Annotated in this window: 20 protein-coding genes; 8 read left to right on the forward strand and 12 right to left on the reverse strand. The window is 64.4% G+C overall.

What is annotated here, in order from left to right:
- Positions 1-31 precede the first annotated feature (31 nt).
- The gene (locus AYJ54_RS49195) at positions 32-187 is read right to left on the reverse strand and encodes a Thivi_2564 family membrane protein (protein ID WP_136623620.1); all 156 of its coding nucleotides are present in this window, start codon (positions 185-187) and stop codon (positions 32-34) included.
- A 1,226-nt stretch (positions 188-1,413) separates the two neighbouring features.
- On the opposite strand from AYJ54_RS49195, the gene AYJ54_RS11455 reads away from it, so the two are divergent.
- Together AYJ54_RS11455 and AYJ54_RS11460 are read left to right on the forward strand one after the other, a co-directional pair.
- Positions 1,414-3,507, forward strand: coding sequence for a methyl-accepting chemotaxis protein (locus AYJ54_RS11455; RefSeq protein ID WP_063699027.1), 2,094 nt, complete (start codon positions 1,414-1,416; stop codon positions 3,505-3,507).
- A 243-nt stretch (positions 3,508-3,750) separates the two neighbouring features.
- Positions 3,751-5,847, forward strand: coding sequence for a methyl-accepting chemotaxis protein (locus AYJ54_RS11460; RefSeq protein ID WP_063699028.1), 2,097 nt, complete (start codon positions 3,751-3,753; stop codon positions 5,845-5,847).
- A 287-nt stretch (positions 5,848-6,134) separates the two neighbouring features.
- Here AYJ54_RS11460 and AYJ54_RS11465 read toward each other — a convergent pair whose 3' ends face one another.
- Together AYJ54_RS11465 and AYJ54_RS11470 are read right to left on the reverse strand one after the other, a co-directional pair.
- Positions 6,135-6,788 carry a DUF2865 domain-containing protein gene (locus AYJ54_RS11465; protein WP_063699029.1) on the reverse strand — a complete coding sequence of 218 codons (654 nt, stop codon included), beginning with the start codon at positions 6,786-6,788 and terminating at the stop codon, positions 6,135-6,137.
- A gap of 17 nt (positions 6,789-6,805) precedes the next feature.
- Positions 6,806-7,585: a L,D-transpeptidase gene (locus AYJ54_RS11470; protein WP_063699030.1), complete on the reverse strand. Its 780-nt coding sequence runs from the start codon at positions 7,583-7,585 to the stop codon at positions 6,806-6,808.
- 210 nt (positions 7,586-7,795) lie between these two features.
- Between AYJ54_RS11470 and AYJ54_RS11475 the strand changes: the two genes are divergently transcribed.
- The 3 genes from AYJ54_RS11475 (at position 7,796) to AYJ54_RS11485 (ending at position 9,900) form a co-directional block, all read left to right on the forward strand.
- Positions 7,796-8,911: an AI-2E family transporter gene (locus AYJ54_RS11475; protein ID WP_063699031.1), complete on the forward strand. Its 1,116-nt coding sequence runs from the start codon at positions 7,796-7,798 to the stop codon at positions 8,909-8,911.
- Positions 8,912-8,989: 78 nt separating this feature from the next.
- Positions 8,990-9,361, forward strand: a complete 372-nt coding sequence (locus tag AYJ54_RS11480) for an ElaB/YgaM/YqjD family protein (protein ID WP_063699078.1) — start codon at positions 8,990-8,992, stop codon at positions 9,359-9,361.
- A gap of 83 nt (positions 9,362-9,444) precedes the next feature.
- The gene (locus AYJ54_RS11485) at positions 9,445-9,900 is read left to right on the forward strand and encodes a hypothetical protein (RefSeq protein ID WP_063699032.1); all 456 of its coding nucleotides are present in this window, start codon (positions 9,445-9,447) and stop codon (positions 9,898-9,900) included.
- 40 nt (positions 9,901-9,940) lie between these two features.
- On the opposite strand, the gene AYJ54_RS11490 is transcribed toward AYJ54_RS11485, so the two are convergent.
- The gene (locus tag AYJ54_RS11490; RefSeq protein WP_063699033.1) at positions 9,941-10,333 is read right to left on the reverse strand and encodes a hypothetical protein; all 393 of its coding nucleotides are present in this window, start codon (positions 10,331-10,333) and stop codon (positions 9,941-9,943) included.
- A gap of 249 nt (positions 10,334-10,582) precedes the next feature.
- The gene (locus tag AYJ54_RS11495) at positions 10,583-11,224 is read right to left on the reverse strand and encodes a nuclear transport factor 2 family protein (protein WP_136623622.1); all 642 of its coding nucleotides are present in this window, start codon (positions 11,222-11,224) and stop codon (positions 10,583-10,585) included.
- On the opposite strand from AYJ54_RS11495, the gene AYJ54_RS11500 reads away from it, so the two are divergent.
- Positions 11,214-12,146 (forward strand): energy transducer TonB family protein, encoded by a 933-nt coding sequence (locus AYJ54_RS11500; protein ID WP_245328993.1) that lies wholly within the window; start codon positions 11,214-11,216, stop codon positions 12,144-12,146. The genes AYJ54_RS11495 and AYJ54_RS11500 overlap by 11 nt on opposite strands.
- A gap of 89 nt (positions 12,147-12,235) precedes the next feature.
- On the opposite strand, the gene AYJ54_RS11505 is transcribed toward AYJ54_RS11500, so the two are convergent.
- Positions 12,236-13,042 carry a response regulator gene (locus AYJ54_RS11505; protein WP_063699035.1) on the reverse strand — a complete coding sequence of 269 codons (807 nt, stop codon included), beginning with the start codon at positions 13,040-13,042 and terminating at the stop codon, positions 12,236-12,238.
- Positions 13,043-13,282: 240 nt separating this feature from the next.
- Between AYJ54_RS11505 and AYJ54_RS11510 the strand changes: the two genes are divergently transcribed.
- Complete coding sequence (locus AYJ54_RS11510) at positions 13,283-13,513, forward strand: NepR family anti-sigma factor (RefSeq protein ID WP_063699036.1); 231 nt, start codon at positions 13,283-13,285, stop codon at positions 13,511-13,513.
- The gene (locus AYJ54_RS11515) at positions 13,513-14,061 is read left to right on the forward strand and encodes a sigma-70 family RNA polymerase sigma factor (RefSeq protein ID WP_027521710.1); all 549 of its coding nucleotides are present in this window, start codon (positions 13,513-13,515) and stop codon (positions 14,059-14,061) included. The genes AYJ54_RS11510 and AYJ54_RS11515 overlap by 1 nt, the downstream gene beginning before the upstream one ends.
- Before the next feature lie 292 nt (positions 14,062-14,353).
- On the opposite strand, the gene AYJ54_RS11520 is transcribed toward AYJ54_RS11515, so the two are convergent.
- The 6 genes from AYJ54_RS11520 to ureC all read right to left on the reverse strand — a co-directional run bounded on the left by AYJ54_RS11520 (position 14,354) and on the right by ureC (position 20,598).
- Positions 14,354-16,012 carry a CHASE domain-containing protein gene (locus AYJ54_RS11520; RefSeq protein WP_063699037.1) on the reverse strand — a complete coding sequence of 553 codons (1,659 nt, stop codon included), beginning with the start codon at positions 16,010-16,012 and terminating at the stop codon, positions 14,354-14,356.
- A 280-nt stretch (positions 16,013-16,292) separates the two neighbouring features.
- On the reverse strand, positions 16,293-16,919 hold the full coding sequence (gene ureG, locus AYJ54_RS11525; RefSeq protein WP_063699038.1) for an urease accessory protein UreG: 627 nt from the start codon (positions 16,917-16,919) through the stop codon (positions 16,293-16,295).
- A 159-nt stretch (positions 16,920-17,078) separates the two neighbouring features.
- Positions 17,079-17,807: an urease accessory protein UreF gene (locus tag AYJ54_RS11530; RefSeq protein ID WP_063699039.1), complete on the reverse strand. Its 729-nt coding sequence runs from the start codon at positions 17,805-17,807 to the stop codon at positions 17,079-17,081.
- Positions 17,788-18,441: an urease accessory protein UreE gene (locus AYJ54_RS47070; RefSeq protein ID WP_082905614.1), complete on the reverse strand. Its 654-nt coding sequence runs from the start codon at positions 18,439-18,441 to the stop codon at positions 17,788-17,790. The genes AYJ54_RS11530 and AYJ54_RS47070 overlap by 20 nt, the downstream gene beginning before the upstream one ends.
- Positions 18,442-18,454: 13 nt before the next feature.
- A complete protein-coding gene (locus AYJ54_RS11540) occupies positions 18,455-18,754 on the reverse strand; it encodes a putative quinol monooxygenase (RefSeq protein ID WP_063699041.1) in 300 nt (99 codons plus the stop codon).
- 128 nt (positions 18,755-18,882) lie between these two features.
- The gene (gene ureC, locus AYJ54_RS11545; RefSeq protein ID WP_063699042.1) at positions 18,883-20,598 is read right to left on the reverse strand and encodes an urease subunit alpha; all 1,716 of its coding nucleotides are present in this window, start codon (positions 20,596-20,598) and stop codon (positions 18,883-18,885) included.
- Positions 20,599-20,634 lie beyond the last annotated feature (36 nt).

A 20,634-nucleotide genomic window follows, 5' to 3' on the forward strand; every position in this document is an offset into this window, starting at 1 on the left:
CACTTCGCTCCACCCGGGCTACGGATCCCCGCTAAAACACCGTGAGATATTTCAGCAGCGACACGACACCGATGATGATCACGATGACGCGCGCGATCTGCTTGGCCCGGCCATCCATCGGCAGCATGTTGATGAGATAGAGAACGAGAATGATGACGAGAAAGGTGACGAGCACACCCACGATCATCGCAGAGCCCCCTTCAGGCAATTCCTGATGATGTCCTAACGCGGTCCCCTCGCTCCGGGTTCCATGCCCAGCAATCCGCTGCAACTTCTAGTTATGCGTACTTCCACCGGCGGGCTCGCTGCCTAAAATCTTACCCTTTTGCTTCGGAATGCGGAAACCGTTTGCGGCAAGCCGCGAGCCGCATGCGATTGCCGATCACGACGCGCCCTCCCTGTTTTCCTTCAATTGCCGTTGGCGGTGCCCTTACGAATCCTGGAATTTGGAGTTGGGGGTTTCGATGCTGAGTCGTCTGACCGTATCCGCCCTGTTGAAGGCGTGATTGCGATAACGTCGGTCTGCGTGGTGATTGCGCTCTCGCTCACCGCCTATGAATCCTGCCGCCTCAAGACCGCCAACCGCATCTCGCACATCGCGGACGCCTGCGCTGACCTGTTCAAGGCGATGCACAATCTGTGCACCGACCGCTCGACCACCACGCGGCTGTTGAACGCGACCGAGCCGATGGACGCCGAGATCGAGAAATATCTGCGCACGTTACGCGACGCGCACGCAATATGCGGCGCAGGGCACCAGGAACGTCTCGGACAACATCACCGGCGTCAAAGCCGACGCCGACGCCGCGGCGGGTGCAGCGGAGAACGTCAAGCAGGTGTCGGAGACGCCGGAGACCCAGGCAGCTCGGCCAACAGGTCAGCGATTTCCTCGGCAAGATCCGCGCGGCGTAAGGCACGCTAGCGCCACACTCACGGTGTCGTCCCGGCGCAGGCCGGGACCCAACCCTAGGGAGTGGTTGTCGCGCGAGCCGCTAACCACGAGTCTTCGCCAAATCCAATCCTGTGGGTTTGGGTCCCGGCCTGCGCCGGGACGACGGCGGAGATTTGGGCAGCGCTATCGCACCCCTCGCGATGTCTTCGCGGCGAAAGCCGGCGACACATCCACGGTGTCGTCCTGGCTTTCGCCAGGACGACAATAAGAGGCATGATGCTCCGGATCAGAAAAATCGCGCTTCGAATGCAATGAGCGACGGTGCCTGCACCGCCCCCAATCCTTAACGACTCCGTAATTTTACGGCAGGCCCACTGTCTAAGTTTTTACCCTTTTCGGGCCAAATGCGCCCAGCGCCTGCCGGCGGCATGCGCGTATCGCGTGCATCCCTTTGGTCTTTCGAAGTTCGTGGGGGCTGCCGTTCGGGGCCACGAACTTCGAAACGCGTACCGGGGTGTCCGATGCTCAACCGCTTGACCGTATCTGCGCTGCTGAAGGCGGTGATCCTGTCCACCGCGCTCGTCGTCGTCGTCGGATTCTCGCTCAACGCCTGGAGCTCCTGGACCCGGCTGCAAGCGGCCAACCGGATCGTCGCGATTTCGGCAGCCTCGGCCGACGTGTTCAAGGCGATGGCGAACATCCGTGCCGACCGCTCGACCAGCAGCCGCCAACTCACCTCCGACATCCAAGTGGACCAGGACATCGAAAGATATATCCGAGGGATCCGCGACATCCTGATGCCGGCGCTGGTGCGCGCGATCGAGATCCTGCCCTCCATCGACCTGCCACAACGGGACACGATGGTGTCCGAGCTTGACCGGCTGACCAAGGTCCTGCTTGAGAAGCAGGCGGAATTCTGGACCGAGGTCACCAAGCCCAAGGCCTCGCGCCGCGCAACACTCGCCAAGGAATATGCCGACACCGAGGATGGGCTGATGGCGATCCTGGAAAAACTGTCGCCCCTGCTCAGCGCGAGCGTCAATCATCAGGATCCGGTCATCGACCAGTTCCTGATGATCAAGCAGATGGCCTGGCTGTTGCGCCTGAGCGCCGGCGAATCTTCGTTGATCGTCGGCAACGCGCTCGGCACCGGCAAGATCACGCCCGAGCTTCAGCTCGCTTACACGAAATTCGTCGGCGGCACCGAAACCGCCTGGAATGCGATCCAGCTCGCCACGGTGGGCATGCAATTGCCGCCGGGACTCGCCGCGGCAATGGCCGATACCAAGGCGGTCTATTTCGACCCGCAATACGCCGCCACGCGCGACGGCATCATTGCCGCTGTCAGCAAGGGCGACAAACCGTCGATGACCGCCAACCAGTGGAGCCCCTATTCGGTCGGCCGGATGGCAAGTGCGATCAAGCTCGCCGACGCCGCGCTTGCTGCCGCCAAGGACCATTCCGCAGCCCAGCGCGCGACCGCGGTGCAGTCGCTGATCGTCAATGTGGCCCTGCTCATCGCCGCGATCGTGCTGACGGGCGCATCGATGCTGGCGGTGAGCCGCCGCGTGATCACGCCGCTGCACCGGATTCGCGATGCCATGCTGAAGGTCGCCGGCGGCGATCTCGCCGTCGACAGCGGCTATCTCGACCGCCACGACGAGATCGGCGCGCTCGCCGGCGCGCTGGAGACGTTCAAGCAGCAGGCGACGGACAAGCTGAAGATCGAAGCGCAGGAGCGCGAGCGCAATGCAGGCGCGGCGGCGCGCCAGCGCGCGATCGAGGCCTATGTCGGCGAATTCGAAGGCGTGGTGCAGAGGTCGTTGGGTGAATTGAGCGACGCCTCATCCGAGATGCGCAAGACCTCCGGCGAGCTGTCCGCCGTGTCGCGCCAGACCAATGAACGCGTCGAGGTCGCGGGCAAGGCCTCCAACGATGCCTCCTCCAGCGTCGAAAGCGTCGCCGCTGCGGCCGAGGAGCTCAGTGCCTCCATCAACGACATCAGCCAGCAGGCTGCGCATGCCGCGGGCATTGCCAGCCGCGCCGTCAACCAGGCGCGCGAGACCGACGGCACCGTCCAGGGATTGGCGCAATCCGCCGGCCGCATCGGCGAGGTGGTCGGGCTGATCAACACGATCGCGGCGCAAACCAATCTGCTCGCGCTCAACGCCACCATTGAAGCGGCGCGCGCGGGCGAAGCCGGACGCGGGTTTGCCGTTGTCGCCTCCGAGGTGAAGTCGCTGGCGAGCCAGACCGCGAAAGCGACGGAGGAGATTTCCGAGCAGATCGCCGACATCCAGAAGGTCGCGGGCGACGCCATCAACGCCATCCAGGCAATCGGCGGCATCATCGGCGAGGTGAACGAGGTCGCGACTGCGATTGCGGCGGCCGTGCAGGAACAGGGTGCGGCCACGCAGGAGATCACCCGCAGCACGCAATATGCGGCGCAGGGCACCAAGAACGTGTCGGACAACATCAACGGCGTCAAAGCCGACGCCGACACCGCGGCGGGTGCGGCGGAGAATGTGAAGCAGGCGTCCGAGACACTGGAGACCCAGAGCCGCCAGCTCGGCCAACAGGTCAGCGACTTCCTCGGGAAGATCCGGGCGGCGTAAGGCCGGGCGTTCAGGCTGGCGAAAGCCAGGACGACGTTAGGGAAGGTCCTGCGCGACGCCGCCCGTAACGATTCGGTCGCGGTAACGATCTGTTAACGACCAGCACTCTCTGCGCAACCAGCACACCCGCCGTACCCGACCGTGCGCGCAAGTCGCAGGCCCTACCCGATGCACGCGGCGCGCGCGTTACAACTCTCTTTATCCCTTTCTGCGAAAAAAGCTCCGGGTTCGGGGGGATTCATCATGCTTCGACGTCTGACCGTTTCGGCGCTGCTCCAGTCCGTGATCGCCCTTCTCGCGGTTTGTGTGGTGGCCCTGCTGGTGACGACCGCCTGGCGATCCTGGGAGCGGCTGCGCGCAACCGGGCACATCGCCGCCGTTGCCGAGGCCTCCGCGAATGCCTTCAAGGCCATGCACAATTTGCGCACCGACCGCTCGTCGACGCCGCGGGTGCTGAACGGCGAGGCGCCGGTGTCTCCCGAGATCGAGAAATTCCTCCGCGGCATTCACGACGCCGAAATGCCGGCGATCCGCGCCACGGCCGCACTGCTGCCATCAATCCCCTTCGCCGAGCAGACGACGCTGCTGGTTCAGTTGAACGAGGAGCTCAACAAGCTGGGAACGCTCCAGACCGAAGCCTGGGACGAGATGCGCAAGCCGAGGAAGGCGCGGCGCACAGCCCTTTCGAAGGAGTACACCGACCAGACCGGCGCTCTGCTCGCAACGCTCGAGACGATCTCGGCGCGCCTCACCGCAGTCGTCAACCACAACGACCCGCTGATCGACCAGCTCCTGTCGATCAAGCAGGCCGCCTGGCTCCTGCGCAACACCGCCGGCGAAGCTTCTGACCTTGTCGCGACCGGCCTGGTCGCGACCGGCAGCCTGCCGCTGGAAGCACAGCAGACCTACACCAAATCCGTCGGCGCCATCGAGAACGCCTGGAGCGGGCTGGAATCGTCGGCGCTGGGCATGAAGCTGTCGCCAGAGCTCGCCAACGCGATGGGCGCGGCCAAGGCCGCCTATTTCAACCCGGACTATCTCGCGCTGCGCGACCGGCTGATCGACCAGATCATGGTCGGTTCGAAAACCGACATGACCGCCGACCAGTGGACGCCGCTGACGTCGCAGCGCATGGGCACCGCGGTCGCAGTGGCCGAGCGTGCGCTCGATGAGGCGCGCGACGATTCGGCCGTCCAGTACGCGGCGGCCGGCCGCGCGCTCGCGGTGCAGATCGCGATGCTGCTGTTCGCGACGCTGCTGACGGTCGGCGCCATGATCGCGGTCACCCGTCGTGTCATCCGCCCGCTGCACAACATCCGCGACGCAATGCTGAAGGTCGCCGGCGGCGACCTCACCGTCGACAGCGGCTATCTCGATCGCAAGGACGAGATCGGAGCGCTCGCCGGTGCGCTGGAAACCTTCAAGCAGCAGGCGACCGACAAACTGACGATCGAGGCGCAGGAGCGCGAGCACAATTCCGTCGCTGCGGCACGCCAGCGCGCGATCGAGACCCATGTCGGCGAGTTCGAGGGCATGGTGCGCAACACCCTCGACCAGCTGAACCAGGCCTCGAGCGAGATGCGCAAGACGTCCTCGGAACTCTCCGCGGTCTCGCGTCAGACCAACGAGCGGGTGCAAATGGCCGGCAAGGCCTCGGGCGAAGCCTCGATGAGTGTGGACAGCGTTGCTTCGGCGGCCGAGGAGCTCAGCGCGTCGATCAACGACATCAGCCAGCAGGCTGCGCACGCCGCAGGGATCGCCAGCCGCGCCGTCAGCCAGGCGCGCGAGACCGACGGCACCGTGCAGGGCCTTGCCAGCTCGGCCAGCCGGATTGGCGAGGTCGTCGGCCTGATCAACACGATCGCAGCGCAAACCAATCTGCTGGCGCTCAACGCGACGATCGAGGCGGCGCGCGCGGGCGAAGCCGGACGCGGCTTTGCCGTTGTCGCCTCCGAGGTGAAGTCGCTGGCGAGCCAGACCGCGAAGGCGACGGAGGAGATTTCCGGGCAGATCGCCGACATCCAGAAGGTCGCGGGCGACGCCATCAACGCGATCCAGGCCATCGGCGGCATCATCGGCGAGGTCAACGAGGTCGCGACTGCGATTGCGGCGGCCGTGCAGGAACAGGGGGCGGCCACGCAGGAGATCACCCGCAGCACGCAATATGCGGCGCAGGGCACCAAGAACGTCTCGGACAACATCACCGGCGTCAAAGCCGACGCCGACACCGCGGCGGGTGCGGCGGAGAATGTGAAGCAGGCGTCCGAGATGCTAGAAACCCAGAGCCATCGGCTCGGCCAGCAGGTCAGCGATTTCCTCGGGAAGATCCGGGCGGCGTAACGCCGGCGTTCAGGCTGGCAGCCATCCCCTCGATGTTGTCCTGGCGAACGCCATGACGACGTTAGGGAGGGTCCGGGCCTTGATCGGGCAATCCAGTATTCCAGAGACAGCGAGAAATACGGAGAAGCCGCGGCGTACTGGATTCCCCGCTTGCCGCCTACGCTGAAGCTTCGGCGGCCTTGGACCGCAAGCCCCCGCGAAGCCTTGGCGTAGCCGCCGGGTCGCGGGGAATGACAGCGATCCTTGGGGCAATCAGCGACGATCAGCACGCGAAGCTGAGCGCGCCCCTACTCCTTCGCGACCACCGGCATATGGCGGAATTTGGCGCGTACCTTCTCCGGCAGCGGCGAGAAGTTCACCGCGACGCCGCTGCGGTCATTGGCATTGCGGTTGGCGACGACGAGGCCGTCCTGGCCGGCGACGATGTCGCCCTTGCGCAGGGTCGGGTCGTTCTCGACCTTGACCGGTGCGAGCCCGACCGTGTCCTTGCCGTTGCAGGTGCAGCCCGCGACGATCTCGTTGCGGTAGCGGAACGCGTTGGGCAGGTCGGAATAGGACTTGCCGTCGTCGGTCGTGGCATCGTCAATATTGCTGCCATAGACCAGCGAGGTTTCGGACGCCGGGCAGAAACTCCTGCAGGATTGCGCCTTGCTCTCGGCATCGTTGCCCTGCGCCGGGAAGTAGCGGCCGTCGCAGCCGCGCACGCAATAGGCCGTGCCGCCGCCATAGACCGCGCGCGACCGCGGCGCCTCGTAACGTGGCATGTCGTCGGTCGGGAAGGGCATCCTGATCTGCGGCGGCGGCCGCATGCGGAAGGCGCCAAACAGCGCCGAGAGGAAATCCTCCGCATGCGCCGACGGCGTCAGCGCGAGGGCGAGGGCGCCTGCGGCGAACAACACCGCCGCGACCCCGGCCGCTCTGCCGATCCAACGTCTATTCATGCGACCTCTCGTACTCTTCAGTTCACCGACGACGTCGCGATGTTCAGGACCTGGCGGCCCGAGGGCAGCGTCGTCACCGCCGGACGCTTGCGCACGGGATCGCCTCCCCTATCGCCACCCTTGGCCATCAGCGGCGCGTTCTTCGGCAGCACCACCACCCTGGCGCCGATGTTGACGCGGCCGAACAGATCGATGACGTCCTCATTGGTCATGCGGATGCAGCCGGAGGAGACGAACTTGCCGATCGTGGTGGGATCGTTGGTGCCGTGGATGCGGTATTCGCTGGAGCCGAGATACATCGCGCGCGCGCCGAGCGGATTGCCCGGGCCGCCGGCGACGAAACGCGGTAGATAAGGCTGCCGCGCGATCATCTCGACCGGCGGATGCCAATCCGGCCATTCCGCCTTGCGCGCGACGTTCTGCACGCCCGACCACGTGAACCCGTCGCGTCCGACGCCGACGCCGTAGCGGATGGCGCGGCCATTGCCGAGCACATAGTAGAGATAGGTATTGCCGGTATCGATGACGATGGTGCCGGCCGGCTCGCTGCGGTCGAAGCTCACGATCTGGCGGCGCAGGCGCTCGGGAAGCGTGGCGTCCTCGGAGGTCTGCTCTTCCCCTAGATTACTCTGCGGAGACACCTGATTCTGCGGATAGGTGAGCGGCTGCATCGGCGCATAGCCGAGCATCTGGGCGCGCGCGACGCCGAACGACGCGCTCAGGAGCGCGGTCGCGAAAGCAAGAGCGGTGGCGGCGCGCGGCGAGAAGCGGCGGCGGACTACAAACAACCTTGTCATGTGCTGCCCCGTTGGATGTGTGCATCTGGGTGATGCGCTGCCCCCAACAAACGCAGCCGGACCGACTCAAGTTCCGATGACGCCTGCGGCTGCCACGTCACAGTCAAGCGAACCCGTCTTCACGAAGGCGCGATGGAACCCGCACACTTGTGATGCGTTCTCGTATCATTAATGGGCGCGCGGAGCAGATTCCCGTGCGGGAGAGGTGTTGTGCGCGTCCTTCCCAGCGAACGTCTCATTCCCGGCAACAACGAGGGCGCGCCGTTTCCCGACAGCCACAGCGAACTGCCGCCGGTTATCCGCCGCACCGAGTTCGTCGCCTTCGCGCTCGCGGGCCTGCTGGTGATTGCCATCGCGGCCGTGCTCTATGTCGGCAAGGCGTTCTTCCTGCCCGTGGTGATGGCCTTCGTCACCGGCACCATGCTGTCGCCGGCCGCGACCTTCCTGGAGCGGCAAAGAGTACCGCGGCCGCTCGGCGCCTTGCTGATCGTGGTCGCCGTGACCACCGTGGTCACCTTCGTCGTCGCGCTGATCGCCTCGCCCGCGATGGAGTGGAGCTCGCGCCTGCCGGAATTTGGCGCACAGCTGAAGGAGAAGCTGCACGTCTTCGATCGGCCATTGGCGCTGTGGCAGGAGCTGCAGGCGATGGTCGGCGGCGGCTCGGAAGCGCTGCCGAGCTTCCAGCTGCCGAAATTCGAATGGGTCCAGCCGACGCTGGAATTCCTGTCGCCGACCTTCACCGAATTCCTGCTGTTCTTCGCTACCCTGATCCTGTTCATCGCGAGCTGGCGCGACCTGCGGCGGGCGCTGATCATGACCTTCAGCGATCACGACAGGCGGCTGCGCACGCTTCGAATCCTCAACGAGATCGAGGTCCATCTCGGCAACTACCTCCTGACCGTGACCATCATCAATGTCGGCGTCGGGGTCGCCACAGGCCTCGTCTGCACGCTCACCGGCATGCCCAATCCAGCCGGGCTCGGCGCGCTTGCGGCGACCCTCAACTTCATCCCGATCATCGGGCCGATCGCGATGTTCGCCGTGCTGGTCGTGGTGGGGCTCGTCGCCTTCCCGACCATCAGCGGCGGCCTGATCGCCGCGCTCGCCTTTAGCGGCATCACCTTCATGGAGGGGCACTTCGTCACGCCGACGATCATCGGCCGGCGGCTGGCGCTGAATGCGCTGGCCGTCCTGCTCGCGCTGGCGTTCTGGACCTGGATGTGGGGGCCGATGGGCGCCTTCCTGTCGTCGCCGCTCCTGATCGTCGCGTTGATCGTGAAAGAGCATCTTTTACCTGCGGATTCGCCGCAACCGCCGCAGGCGTGACGAGTTTCCGCCTTCGGAACTTACCCGATGACGAAACGTTTCACGGCTATCTCAGCCGCCAACAGTTCGGAGCTCCTGATGTCAATGACCAATGACGAAACCGGGATGAGCGACTGGACCGACAAAGCCACCAGAGAACGCCTCGAGAAGGATGTAGCAGCCGTGAAAAGCGATATCGCAGCCCTCACCGAACAGATCACCGACGCGCTCAACACCTTTGCCAATTCCGCCGGCAAGCAGGCGCGGCGCGGCTATCGCCAGGCGCGCCAGAACGTGGATTCGACGATCGACGACATGTCGGAGCGCAGCAGCGCGATGATGGATGCGGCGCAGGACGCCTACGGCACGATCGAGGAGACACTGGAGGACGCAATCACGCAGCGGCCGCTCGCGACCGTCGGCCTTGCGCTCGGCATCGGCTTCCTGATCGGCCTGGCCTGGCGCCGCTAATATGCGGGGCGACCGATCATTGGGATGACGGCGGTGCCTAGGCGCCGCCGCCTTTGGCTTGTGGGGATTTGAGGAGCAAGGCCATGTTTCAGCGTATCGTTGACAGCATCAGCGCATCGACGGGCACCACGATACGGCTGACGTCGCTCGCCGCAGGCGCCGCGTTCGCACTCTTCATCACCACATGCTTCCTGTGCGCGGCAGCTTTCATCTCGGTCCTGGAGAAATACGGTCCCGTGCAGGCGTGCCTCGCCGGTGCGGGAATCTTCTTCCTGCTCACGCTCGCCGCGGCGGGCACGTATTGGGGCTACAAGCGGTCAGTCCAGAAGCGCGCCAGGATCGCCGCCGAGCGCGCCGCGAAGTCGGTGGCGCAAAGCGTGCTCACCGATCCCATGCTGCTCGCGACCGGGCTTCAGATCGTCCGCGCCATCGGGGTGAAGCGGCTGCTTCCGATCCTGGCGATTGGCGGAGTCGCGCTCGGGATCATGGCAAGCCGCGCCGGCACACCCGAGGATGCTTCGGCCGAGCCGGCCGAATAGCAGTCAGCGGAAAATTCCGATCAGCATCATCCCGCCGGGATCAGGTCACGCAACGGCCGGGCTGGAGCAGCTTGGCGACCTCGGTCAGCGAGCTGACCATCGGCTCGCAAGCAACCGTCGGCTTGTTGCGACCCTGCTTTTGCAGCAGGAGAGGCGACTTGGCGTTGCCGGTCTCGATCACCGCGGGGACCCGCAGCACGATCGACGTATCGGCAAGATCGTTGAGCCGCATCGACACGGTGCGGGTCGTAACCGCCGCCGGCTTCAACTCAGCGAGCCGATCCGCCTTGCCGGCACGATTGACGACATGGCCGGGCTTGTCGGAGATCGCCTGCCAGCGGTCGGCGAGGTCGTGGCCGGAGGCCAGCTGCACAGCACCGAGCGTCACGGCAATCGCGACGGTGCCGAAAAATGCTTTATAAATCTGTGACATGGCTATTCGTCCCTCGCCCCATGGCGATTGACGGAACAACGCTGCCGGAATGTCCCGGGTTCTTGATCGTTACGATCACTTAACCGTGTGCGAAAAAAGTCGCGCGGCTCAAAAAAAATTGGATCGGGTTGGAACGACTTCCGCGGCCGCGCGTCGTCTCAACAGCCGGTTATTCCCCCCTGCCCCATAAACCGGCGACGTAGGGCGCGACTGTGGTGATGCCAGTCGCGCCTTACTTTTATCTGGCGCCTACTTCGCCTTCCCCGCAAGCCACTCGCGTCCCTCGGCATAGAGCTTCTCGACCTCGGCGCCGGTCAGGCCGGGCATGTCGCGCTTGACCTTGTAGCCGATCAGTTCCTGCATGTAGGCGAGGTGACGGTAGCCTTCGGGCAGCGCGGACAGCGCCTTCGCATCGAGACGGAGCGTCGCCGAGGGATCGACCGGATCGATCCGGTCCTTCTCGTAAATCGGCTGGCGGCGAACGATGCCCCATTGGCCCTGCCGCTTCTCCAGGAAATCGTAGAACCGCCCGGTGCAGACGACGTCGCAGAGCACGTCATGGACCGGTGCGCGCTGCGAGATGGTCATCTTGGTCTGTGCGATGGCGCGCTCGCCCTCCAGATCGATGCTGGTGCCGCCGAGGAAATGCAGGATGCGCACGCCCTTCGCAAACCCTTCCTGGCTGACGCGGATGAAATCCCGCGCCGGCCCCTGAAACCAGGTGGCCGACATCCAGCCCTCGTCATGCCAGACCGTGGCAAAGCGCTCCCAGTCGCCGGCGTCGCGCCACACCGCCCAGTTCTCGACGAGGTCGCGGATGGCGAGGCGATCGAGCAATGGCTGGTCGAACATGGGGATCTCCTGACGGCTTGAGGCTGCGATGCGCGTCATCGCCGCGACGTATCAACGTGGCAATTTCGCTGTCGTCAAGCGGGCGAGGCTTTGCAGTCTTTCCAATTGCCCACAACGGGGCAAAGCGCGATACGAGCAACGATCCTTGCAATCAACCTGCCCGCGATTAATATCCGCATTGATGCAGATGCAATTCCCCTTGTTGGCCGCACTTCTCGGATTGCTGGCGGCTTTCCCCGCGCATGCGCAGGCTGATACGCAGAGCGAGAGCGTCAAAGCCTGGAAGGCAAGACTGTCGGCACACATTGCCAGCAACAGGCTATTTCCAGCTGAAGGACCAGGGCAAACCGGCGAAGCCAAGGTAACATGCGTCATCGACCGGTACGGCAGGTTGATCTCGCGGGCGCTGGCTGTGAGCACCGGCTCTGTGCCGCTCGACGTTGCTGCGCTGGAGATCGTCGCCCGCGCCCAACCGTTTCCAGAACCGCCTTCGGAGCTGAAGGAGGACACGTTCTCCCTTACAGTGCCGATTGTCTTCAACGGCCGCCAATTCCAGGTGCCGCCCTCCGGGTTAGTGCTGAGCAGGTCGGCTCTCGCAGAGTTCGACGCCGTGGCCGCTTGGCGCAAGACGGTCACCGAGCATGTCTGGCGCCACAGGGCGTTTCCTCCGGAAGCGATGGGTCAGAGAGGCGATGCCGGCGTCACATTCGTGATCGACCGCTCGGGCAAATTGATCTCGCGCGCGTTGGTGGAAAGCACAGGCTCCCCGCCGCTGGATGCGGCAGCTCTCAAGATGGTAGAGCGAAGCGAACCATTTCCAAAGCCGCCTCCCGGGGCGAAGGACGACCTCCAGAGGATGACCGTCCTAATGACTCTCGACGGAACGCAACCCAAGGGCGGGCCATGGGTCGACGAAGCCAAGGTAAAGGCCAAGCTTAACGGCGTCTGCCGCGGCTGCTAATACGCGAGCCATAGACCGCCTGGTGCTTCACAAAATGAAACGGCGCGCCTTGCGACGCGCCGTCTCTCAATCGATCCGATCTTTGTTTCTTACGCCGCGGGTGCCTTGGGCGTGCGGTTGCGCGAGTTGCGCTGGAAGAACAAGGCCTGGCTCGCCACCGCCGACACCATCGCAGGCTGGAACGGCTTCGAGATCAGGAACGCCGGCTCGGGACGCTCGCCGGTGAGGAAGCGTTCCGGATAGGCGGTGATGAACACCACCGGCACCTCGAAGGTGCGCAGGAGCTCGTTGACGGCATCGAGGCCGGATGAACCGTCGGCGAGCTGGATGTCGGCGAGGATCAGGCCGGGCCGCTTGTTCTTGGCGAGCGCCACAGCATCGGAATGGGTGCGGGCGACGCCGACGACATTGTGGCCGAGATTCTTCACCAGGCTCTCGAGGTCCATGGCGATGAAAGTTTCGTCCTCGATGATCAGCACGTCGGTGGCGATCTCGGCCGCCATCTCGCGTCCGGCGGCGTCGGCGAGCCGCCGCGTCTCCCCGACATCGGTGCCGAGGATGTAGGCGACCTCTTCTTCCGAAAATCCTTCAAGCGACAGCAGCAGGAACGCCTGGCGCGGCAGCGGCGTGATGTTCGACAGCCGCCGCTCTGGCGGCATCGGCAGGGGCGTGACCTCCGCATCGTCGTTGACGGAGACCGAATTCCAGATCTGGGTGAACAGCCGGAACAGGCCGGCCCGCGGTCCGTGGCTCTCGTCGAGCACGGATGGATCTCCGAGCATGGCTTCCAACATGGCTGCGACATAAGCGTCGCCGGAGGCCTGGCTGCCCGTCAGGGCACGTGCATACCGGCGCAATAGCGGCAAGTGCTCAGCAACAAGCTGTGAACGGGACATCCCCACTCCATTCATCTTCAGACCAATCCTAAAGGGACCAGGCATGAAAAAGGCCGGCCCGGTTCCCCTGCTCGCCCCTGTCTACGTCTGAAACACAGAAAAGTTCCGGAGCGGCTGGAACTTTTTCTCCACCGTCGCATTGAGCCTATCCAGGGAACGGCTCCCGGTTGAGAAAAAATCTCTGTTTTGCAGTCACTTAACTCGGGGAAACGTGGAACAGGTCATGAAAGATCTCCGCTCATGAAAGATCTAAAATCTCAAGCAAGCAAGAACACGACCCCCGGCAAGGGTGGTCTCACTCCGGAGATCCAGTCCCGGATTGGGCACCAGTTGCGCGCCATGTACGACGATGTCGTACGGCAGGGTGTTCCCGACCGGTTCGCGGAACTCATCAAGAAGCTTGATGCGCCGGGAGCGACACCCCAGGTAGAAAACGATGGGGGAACCAACGACAACAATGGGAGGGAGTAATGCCTCTCACGGAATCCCTGCGCGACGACATCCTGGCGGCCGTACCAAGCTTGCGCGCCTTCGCCATCTCGCTTAGCGGCAACGCCGATCGCGCCGACGACCTGGTGCAGGAAACGCTGCTGCGGGCGCTCGCGAACATCGACTCGTTCCAGCCCGGCTCCAATCTGCCAGCGTGGCTGTTCACGATCCTGCGCAACCTGTTCCGCTCCGACTATCGCAAGCGGCGGCGGGAGGTGGAGGATGCGGAAGGCAACTACGCCAAGACGCTGAAGACGCAGCCGTCGCAGAACGCACATCTCGAGTTCGAGGAGTTTCGTGCGGCGCTAGACAAGCTTCCACAGGACCAGCGCGAAGCACTGATCCTGGTCGGCGCCTCCGGCTTCTCCTATGAGGACGCGGCCTCGATCTGCGGCTGCGCAGTCGGCACGATCAAGAGCCGCGTCAACCGCGCGCGCTCGAAGCTCGCAGCCCTGCTCTATGTCGACGGCGCCGAAGATTTCGGCCCGGACGAGACCGTGCGCGCCGTGATCGGCGGCAGCGGCGGGTAGAGACCGGCAGTCAGAACAAGCGAACGGAATGTGAAGGCAGCCGCTCGAGCGACCGCCTTCACGCGCGTGTCTTCCCTTCTCCCCTTGTGGGAGAAGGTGTCGCGCGTAAGCGCGACGGATGAAGGTCTCGCTCCGCGTATGAACCTCTCTCGATCTGAATTCGCAGACAGAACCCCTCGCTCGGCGCCGTAGCCGAAGCTTCGCTTCGGCGCACTCTTAAGAACGGCCGCCGGAGGCGGCCTACGCCACCTTCTCCCACAAGGGGAGAAGGGGAGAGGAGTTCGCGGCTGGTCTAGCGCGCCGGCCTCACCGGCTGCGAAAATTTCTCGGTGCGATCGCGCTCGGTCATGTCGATCACCGTCTCCATCGGCGCGGTCAGCTCGTAGACGTAGGAGACGTCGGTGAAGAAGCGCTTGGCAGTGCCGCCGAGCGCCTCGGGTGCGACGCGATCGAGCAGGATCAGGCCGAAATCGGAATCGGCGCGTCGCGTCGCCTGGCTGGTGTTGAACTCCTCCCAGCGGAAATGAAAGATCTCCTCGCCCTCCTCGCCCGTCACCGTCCAGTTCGCGGTGATGTGCGGATGCTTGCCGACCAGCGACAGGCCCTCGTCGGAATGCGAAGCGAGCTCGAAGAACAGCAGCGAGAGGCTCTGCGCCGCGCGCGCGCTGACCGCGATGTCCGGACCGCTGACGGCGATGCGATCGGCATGCGGGATGGCGCGCGCCTCGAACAGGCCCTTCAGCTTGACGCCCTGCCACTGGCTCTCGCTGAGCAGCGAGACCACGTTGGACATGGCGTGGATGCGCCCGATCAGCAGCTCACGCGCGCTGTCGATGTCGGAGCCGTGGCGCAGCGTGCGCGTCACGATCGACTGGATCACCGCCAGGATGTTCTTGACCCGATGATTCAGCTCGTCAATCACCGCCGTCAGGCGGCGCTCGAAACCGATCCGCACCTGGATTTCGCGGCTGAGCCGCAAATTGTTGTAGGCCACGTATCCGAACAGGCCGCACACCATCGCCGTGATGGCGAAACCGATCGCCGCCACGATGATGGCGGTCTGCTCGGCGCGCCGCGCCGAATTGGTCTTCGCGTAATAGCTGAACTGCCAGTCGCGACCGCCGAAGCTCACCGTGCGCGTCGCCGACGGCGCCGGTGCATCGGCCGACACCATGCGCGTGGAAACCACGCCCTGGTCGTTGGCGACGAGTTCGCTGCCGTCCTTGCGCGGATCCTTCAGCGCCACCGAGAACAACGACAGGTCATCGTTGGTCAGCATCAGCGAGGCGAGCTCGTAGGAAAATGTGACGAAGCCCGCCGGCTCCACCGCGCCCTCGGGAATGACGGGGGCGGCCACGATGACGCCGATCGGCCCGTTGCCGCGCAAGAGCGGAACCGGGTCCGAAGCAACCGACCTCTTCTCGACCCTGGCCCGCGCCAGCATCGCACCGCGAACCTGATCCTGGTCGTAGCTGCGGCCAGGCAGTGTCATTGTCTCGTCGCTGCGCGGCTCGAGGTCCATCAGCACGTCGATCGGCTGGGTGACGCTGGCGAGATCGATCGGCTTGTCGTCGAAGGTGCGGATCTTCGAATTTGGGAAGCCCGCGCCCGCGATGGCCGCCTGCGCCGCGGCCAGCTCGTTCGGCTTGAGCCGGGCGATCCAGCCGGCCACCACGAAATCGGTCTTGAAGGCGTAGATCGCCGAGCGCAACGGCTCCAGCATGTTGGGCTTGATCACCGACGGCGCACGGAACAGGCCTGAGGCGACACGCGCGAGCAGCTCGCGCTCGGTCAGCCGGTCCTGCACCAGGCTCGCATGCACGTCGATCGCGCGCGCCAGCGCGATGCGGTCCAGCGCCAGCTCCTGGTCATGGACGCGATAGGCCGCAAGCCCGGACAAGAGGATGCCGAGCAGAGCGATGAACCCGATAATGAAACCCAGCCGGACCACGCGTCTACTCAGAAAGAAGCGGGAGATCGGCAATAAACACGGAGCATATGAACGCCGCTCGAACGGCCAATTGCCGAAACAGAGTGGACCCCAGTGAGGGAGATAATGAAGGAGGAGACATCGGTACGCAACTTGGGTCGCCTGAAAAGCTTAATCCGCCCGGCCGATCGTCCGGCCCAACGGCTTTGCTCCGGGCACCGAAGTTGGTTAATCACCACGTCGGAAATTTGTTCCGCGGCTACAGATTCGCCGCAAGGGTTAACGGCCGCAACCGCCTGCGCTATGTCGTCGCGCGCCGCAAGCCACCCTTGGCCTCGATGAAGCCGACGATGCGGTCCAGTCCCTCGCTCTTCTTCAGATTGGTCATGACGAAGGGACGCTCGCCCCGCATCCGCCGGGCATCCGTCTCCATCTTTTCCAGGGAGGCTCCGACATGGGGCGCGAGGTCGATCTTGTTGATGACCAGGAGGTCCGACCGGGTGATGCCGGGGCCGCCCTTGGACGGAATCTTGTCGCCCGCCGCCACGTCGATGACGTAGATCGTGAGGTCGGCAAGCTCCGGCGAGAAGGTCGCCGCCAGGTTATCGCCGCCTGATTCGATCAGCACGAGATCGAGCCCCGGAAATTTCGCGCGCATGTCCGCCACGGCCGCGAGATTCATCGAGGCGTCCTCGCGGATCGCTGTGTGCGGACAGCCACCGGTCTCGACGCCGGCGATGCGGTCCGGCGTCAGCGAGCCCGAGCGCACCAGGAATTCCGCATCCCATTTGGTGTAAATGTCGTTGGTGATCGCGGCGATGTCGTAGCGCTCGCGCATGGTCTTGCAGAGCAGGTCCATCAGCGCGGTCTTGCCCGATCCGACGGGGCCGCCGACGCCGACACGCAGGGGGCCGTGAGACGTAGCCATTGATTCTTTCCTATTGTCGTCCTGGCGAAAGCCAGGCCCCATTATCATCGAACTCTGTTGTCGCGGCGGCCCGAGGCCACACCGACGCATAGCCACAAACATTTGTGGTCATGCGTCCTGGCTTTTCGCCGGGACGACGGCGCAATGCGGCGCACACGCTCACGACCTGAACAGCCGCGTATATTGTGCCTCGTGCCGGAGACTGGCGAGATCAGCGCGAAACGTCGCGCTGCCGAGGTCGTCCAGTGTCGAGTTCAGCGCACGATCCGCCGTCGCGGCAACTGCAGCCTCCAGCCTCACCAATACGCGCTGGCTGTCGGTCTGGCCAAGCGGAATGAGCCGGCTCGCCGCGGAAATCCAGTTCGAGACCACCGCATGCAGGAAGGCGTGCAGTGTCGGCGCCAGCGGTACGCCATGGGCCGCCGCGACCACGCCGACCGCGACGGGATAGACCGGAGGCGCACCGCATGCCGCGACCATGGCATCCAAACCTTCCGCATCCCACGCCGCCCGCGCGATGTCGATGAAGGCACGCCCTTGCGAGGTCGTCTCGAGCTGACGCTCACGGGAGGGCACGAAGGCTGCCGCAAGCTCCACTACATCGCGCAACGAGGCGTCGTCGCCCCCCTCGGCGGCGCGATAAGCCTGGACCAGAAAGGTCGCGTCGCAAAAGCCGGCGCCGTCGCCGAGCATCGCATCGAGCCAATCGGCGAGCGTTGCGGTATCGACGACGTCGCCTGCCTCGACCGCCCATTCGATACCGCTGGAATAGGAGAAGCCGCCGACGGGAAACGCCGGCGACAGCCACGTCATCAGTCGGTACAGCGCCGCCGCTTCGCGCTCGGACAAGTGGCCGGTGTCGACCGGCTCATTTGTGGTCATGAGCATGGCTGTGGCCGTGGTGATGGTCGGGATGGTCGCAATGCTCGTCGTGGTGATGATGGTCGTGACCATGATCATGCGCGGCATGATCGTGGTGGTGGTGATCATGGCCGTGATGATCATGATGATGGTCATGATCGTGATGGTGATGTCCATGATCATGATGCGCATGATCATCATGGCCATGCGCGTGGTCGTGGGCATGACCCGCATCGGCATAGGCGCCGCCTTCGGGATCGAACGGCGCCTCGATCTCGATCACGCGCGCACCGAGCCCCTTCACCATCGCTTCGATGACATGGTCGCGGCGGATGCGCAGGCTCTTGGCCATGATCTGCGTCGGCAGATGGCGGTTGCCGAGATGCCAGGCGACGCGGATGAGGTGGTGCGGATCACGGCCGCGGATTTCCAGCAGCGGCTCAGGCGCCGCGACCACCTCGACCAGCCGGCCGTCCTCCAGCACCAGGGCATCGCCGCCGCGAAGTGCGACGGCGTGTTCGAGGTCGAGCAGGAATTCGAGCCCGCGCGTGCCCGTCATCGCCATGCGGCGGCGGTGTCGATCGTCGAAATCGAGCACGACCGTATCCGCCGCGGCTTCCGTGAAGCGGTGCTGTCCCTTGACCTGCGTCGCCCGGATCATGCGCTTTACCCTGTTACCGAGTCTCGACCTTTTCCGGCGTGATCACTTCGATCTTCGGTGGCGCCGTGAAGCACTTCACCGCGACGCGACCGAACGTCTTCATATGCTCCATGGCACGATGCGGCACCAGCGCCTCGGCATTCTCCCACTGCTCAACGAACACCATCTTGGTGGGGTCGGTGACGCTCTCATGCAAATCATAGGCGATGTTGCCGGGCTCCTTCCGCGTCTCCTTGATGCAGGCGGTGGCGGCTGCGATGAATTCGGCGCGTGTCTCGGGCTTGATGGTCAAGGTGGCAACGACGTAGATCACGAGAAATCCTCCCGGTTTTTCTTCTGGGTTCAAGATACCGGGCGCGACATTAGACCAGGCGGGATCGAACGCAAAACCGGAAAATCCACCCCCCGACCTGCTCCGGGGACATGCGTTGAAGCGCTATTTCAGTACATGAAATATCGCTGCGCCATCGGCAGCACCTCGGCGGGCGCGCAGGTGAGCAGTTCGCCGTCGGCGCGGACCTCATAGGTCTCCGGATCGACCTCGATCTTGGGCGTGGCGTCGTTGTGGATCATGCTCTTCTTGGAGATCTTTCCGCGGGTGTTCTGGACCGCATAGAGCTTCTTGTCGATGCCGAGCTTGCGCGCGAGGCCGCCGGTGACCGCGGCCTTCGAGGTGAAGACCACGGAAGACGCCGTGCGTGCCTTGCCGAAGGCACCGAACATCGGCTGGTAGTGCACCGGCTGCGGCGTCGGGATCGAGGCGTTGGGGTCCCCCATCGGCGCTGCCACGATCGAGCCGCCCTTGACGATGCAGTCCGGCTTGACGCCGAAGAAGGCGGGCGACCACAGCACGATGTCGGCGAGCTTGCCCTTCTCCACCGAACCGATCAGTTTTGACACGCCATGGGCGATCGCGGGATTGATCGTATACTTGGCGATGTAACGCTTCACGCGAAAGTTGTCGTTGTCCTTGCCCTTGTCCTGCGGCAGCGATCCGCGCTGCTTCTTCATCTTGTCGGCGGTCTGCCAGGTGCGGATGATGACCTCGCCGAGCCGGCCCATGGCCTGGGAATCCGAGGACATCATCGACAGCGCGCCGAGATCGTGCAGGATATCCTCGGCCGCGATGGTTTCTTTGCGGATGCGGCTCTCGGCAAAGGCAAGGTCTTCCGCGATCGACGGGTCGAGGTGGTGGCACACCATCAGCATGTCCAGATGCTCGTCGATGGTGTTGCGTGTGAAGGGGCGCGTCGGGTTGGTCGAGGACGGCAGAACGTTCTTCAGGCCCGCGACCTTGATGATGTCAGGGGCGTGACCGCCGCCGGCCCCCTCGGTGTGGAAGGCATGGATGGTGCGACCCTTGAAGGCCTTGATCGTATCCTCGACGAAGCCGGATTCGTTCAGCGTGTCGGTGTGGATCATCACCTGGATGTCGTGATCGTCTGCGACCGACAGGCAATTGTCGATCGCAGCCGGCGTCGTGCCCCAGTCCTCGTGCAGCTTCAGCGCGCAGGCGCCAGCCTTGATCATTTCCACCAGCGCCGCGGGCCGCGACGCGTTGCCCTTGCCGGAAATGCCGAGATTGACCGGGAAGGCGTCGAACGACTGGATCATCCGCGCGATGTGCCACGGCCCCGGCGTGCAGGTGGTGGCGAAGGTGCCGTGGGACGGACCGGTGCCGCCGCCAAGCATCGAAGTGACGCCGCTCATGAGCGCGTGCTCGATCTGCTGCGGGCAGATGAAATGGATGTGGCTGTCGAAACCACCGGCGGTGAGGATCTTGCCTTCGCCCGCGATCACGTCGGTGCCGGGGCCGATGATGATGGTGACGCCCGGCTGGATGTCGGGATTTCCGGCCTTGCCGATCGTGGAGATCATGCCGTCCTTGATCGCGACGTCAGCCTTCACGATGCCCCAGTGGTCGACGATCAGCGCGTTGGTGATAACCGTGTCGGCCGCGCCCTGCCGGTTGGTGACCTGCGACTGGCCCATGCCGTCGCGGATCACCTTGCCGCCGCCGAACTTCACCTCCTCGCCAAAGGTGGTGAAATCCTTCTCCACCTCGATGATGAGATCGGTGTCGGCCAGCCGCACCTTGTCGCCGGTGGTCGGACCGAACATATCGGCATAGACGGAACGCTTCATCTTGACGGACATCACAAGCCCCGTTGGCATTTGAATGTTAAGACGGCG

Origin of the sequence: Bradyrhizobium centrolobii, from assembly GCF_001641635.1 — a bacterium.
Lineage (GTDB): Bacteria > Pseudomonadota > Alphaproteobacteria > Rhizobiales > Xanthobacteraceae > Bradyrhizobium > Bradyrhizobium centrolobii.

Bases quoted from the DNA above. Each gene is read 5' to 3' on its own strand.
- AYJ54_RS11470 (WP_063699030.1), bottom strand. From the start codon at position 7,585: ATGACAAGGTTGTTTGTAGTCCGCCGCCGCTTCTCGCCGCGCGCCGCC.
- AYJ54_RS11495 (WP_136623622.1), bottom strand. From the start codon at position 11,224: ATGACGCGCATCGCAGCCTCAAGCCGTCAGGAGATCCCCATGTTCGAC.
- AYJ54_RS11510 (WP_063699036.1), top strand. From the start codon at position 13,283: ATGAAAGATCTAAAATCTCAAGCAAGCAAGAACACGACCCCCGGCAAG.
- AYJ54_RS11485 (WP_063699032.1), top strand. From the start codon at position 9,445: ATGTTTCAGCGTATCGTTGACAGCATCAGCGCATCGACGGGCACCACG.
- AYJ54_RS11460 (WP_063699028.1), top strand. From the start codon at position 3,751: ATGCTTCGACGTCTGACCGTTTCGGCGCTGCTCCAGTCCGTGATCGCC.
- AYJ54_RS11515 (WP_027521710.1), top strand. From the start codon at position 13,513: ATGCCTCTCACGGAATCCCTGCGCGACGACATCCTGGCGGCCGTACCA.
- ureG (WP_063699038.1), bottom strand. From the start codon at position 16,919: ATGGCTACGTCTCACGGCCCCCTGCGTGTCGGCGTCGGCGGCCCCGTC.
- AYJ54_RS11490 (WP_063699033.1), bottom strand. From the start codon at position 10,333: ATGTCACAGATTTATAAAGCATTTTTCGGCACCGTCGCGATTGCCGTG.
- AYJ54_RS11500 (WP_245328993.1), top strand. From the start codon at position 11,214: ATGCGCGTCATCGCCGCGACGTATCAACGTGGCAATTTCGCTGTCGTC.
- AYJ54_RS11505 (WP_063699035.1), bottom strand. From the start codon at position 13,042: ATGTCCCGTTCACAGCTTGTTGCTGAGCACTTGCCGCTATTGCGCCGG.
- ureC (WP_063699042.1), bottom strand. From the start codon at position 20,598: ATGTCCGTCAAGATGAAGCGTTCCGTCTATGCCGATATGTTCGGTCCG.
- AYJ54_RS49195 (WP_136623620.1), bottom strand. From the start codon at position 187: ATGATCGTGGGTGTGCTCGTCACCTTTCTCGTCATCATTCTCGTTCTC.
- AYJ54_RS47070 (WP_082905614.1), bottom strand. From the start codon at position 18,441: ATGATCCGGGCGACGCAGGTCAAGGGACAGCACCGCTTCACGGAAGCC.
- AYJ54_RS11530 (WP_063699039.1), bottom strand. From the start codon at position 17,807: ATGCTCATGACCACAAATGAGCCGGTCGACACCGGCCACTTGTCCGAG.
- AYJ54_RS11455 (WP_063699027.1), top strand. From the start codon at position 1,414: ATGCTCAACCGCTTGACCGTATCTGCGCTGCTGAAGGCGGTGATCCTG.
- AYJ54_RS11465 (WP_063699029.1), bottom strand. From the start codon at position 6,788: ATGAATAGACGTTGGATCGGCAGAGCGGCCGGGGTCGCGGCGGTGTTG.
- AYJ54_RS11480 (WP_063699078.1), top strand. From the start codon at position 8,990: ATGTCAATGACCAATGACGAAACCGGGATGAGCGACTGGACCGACAAA.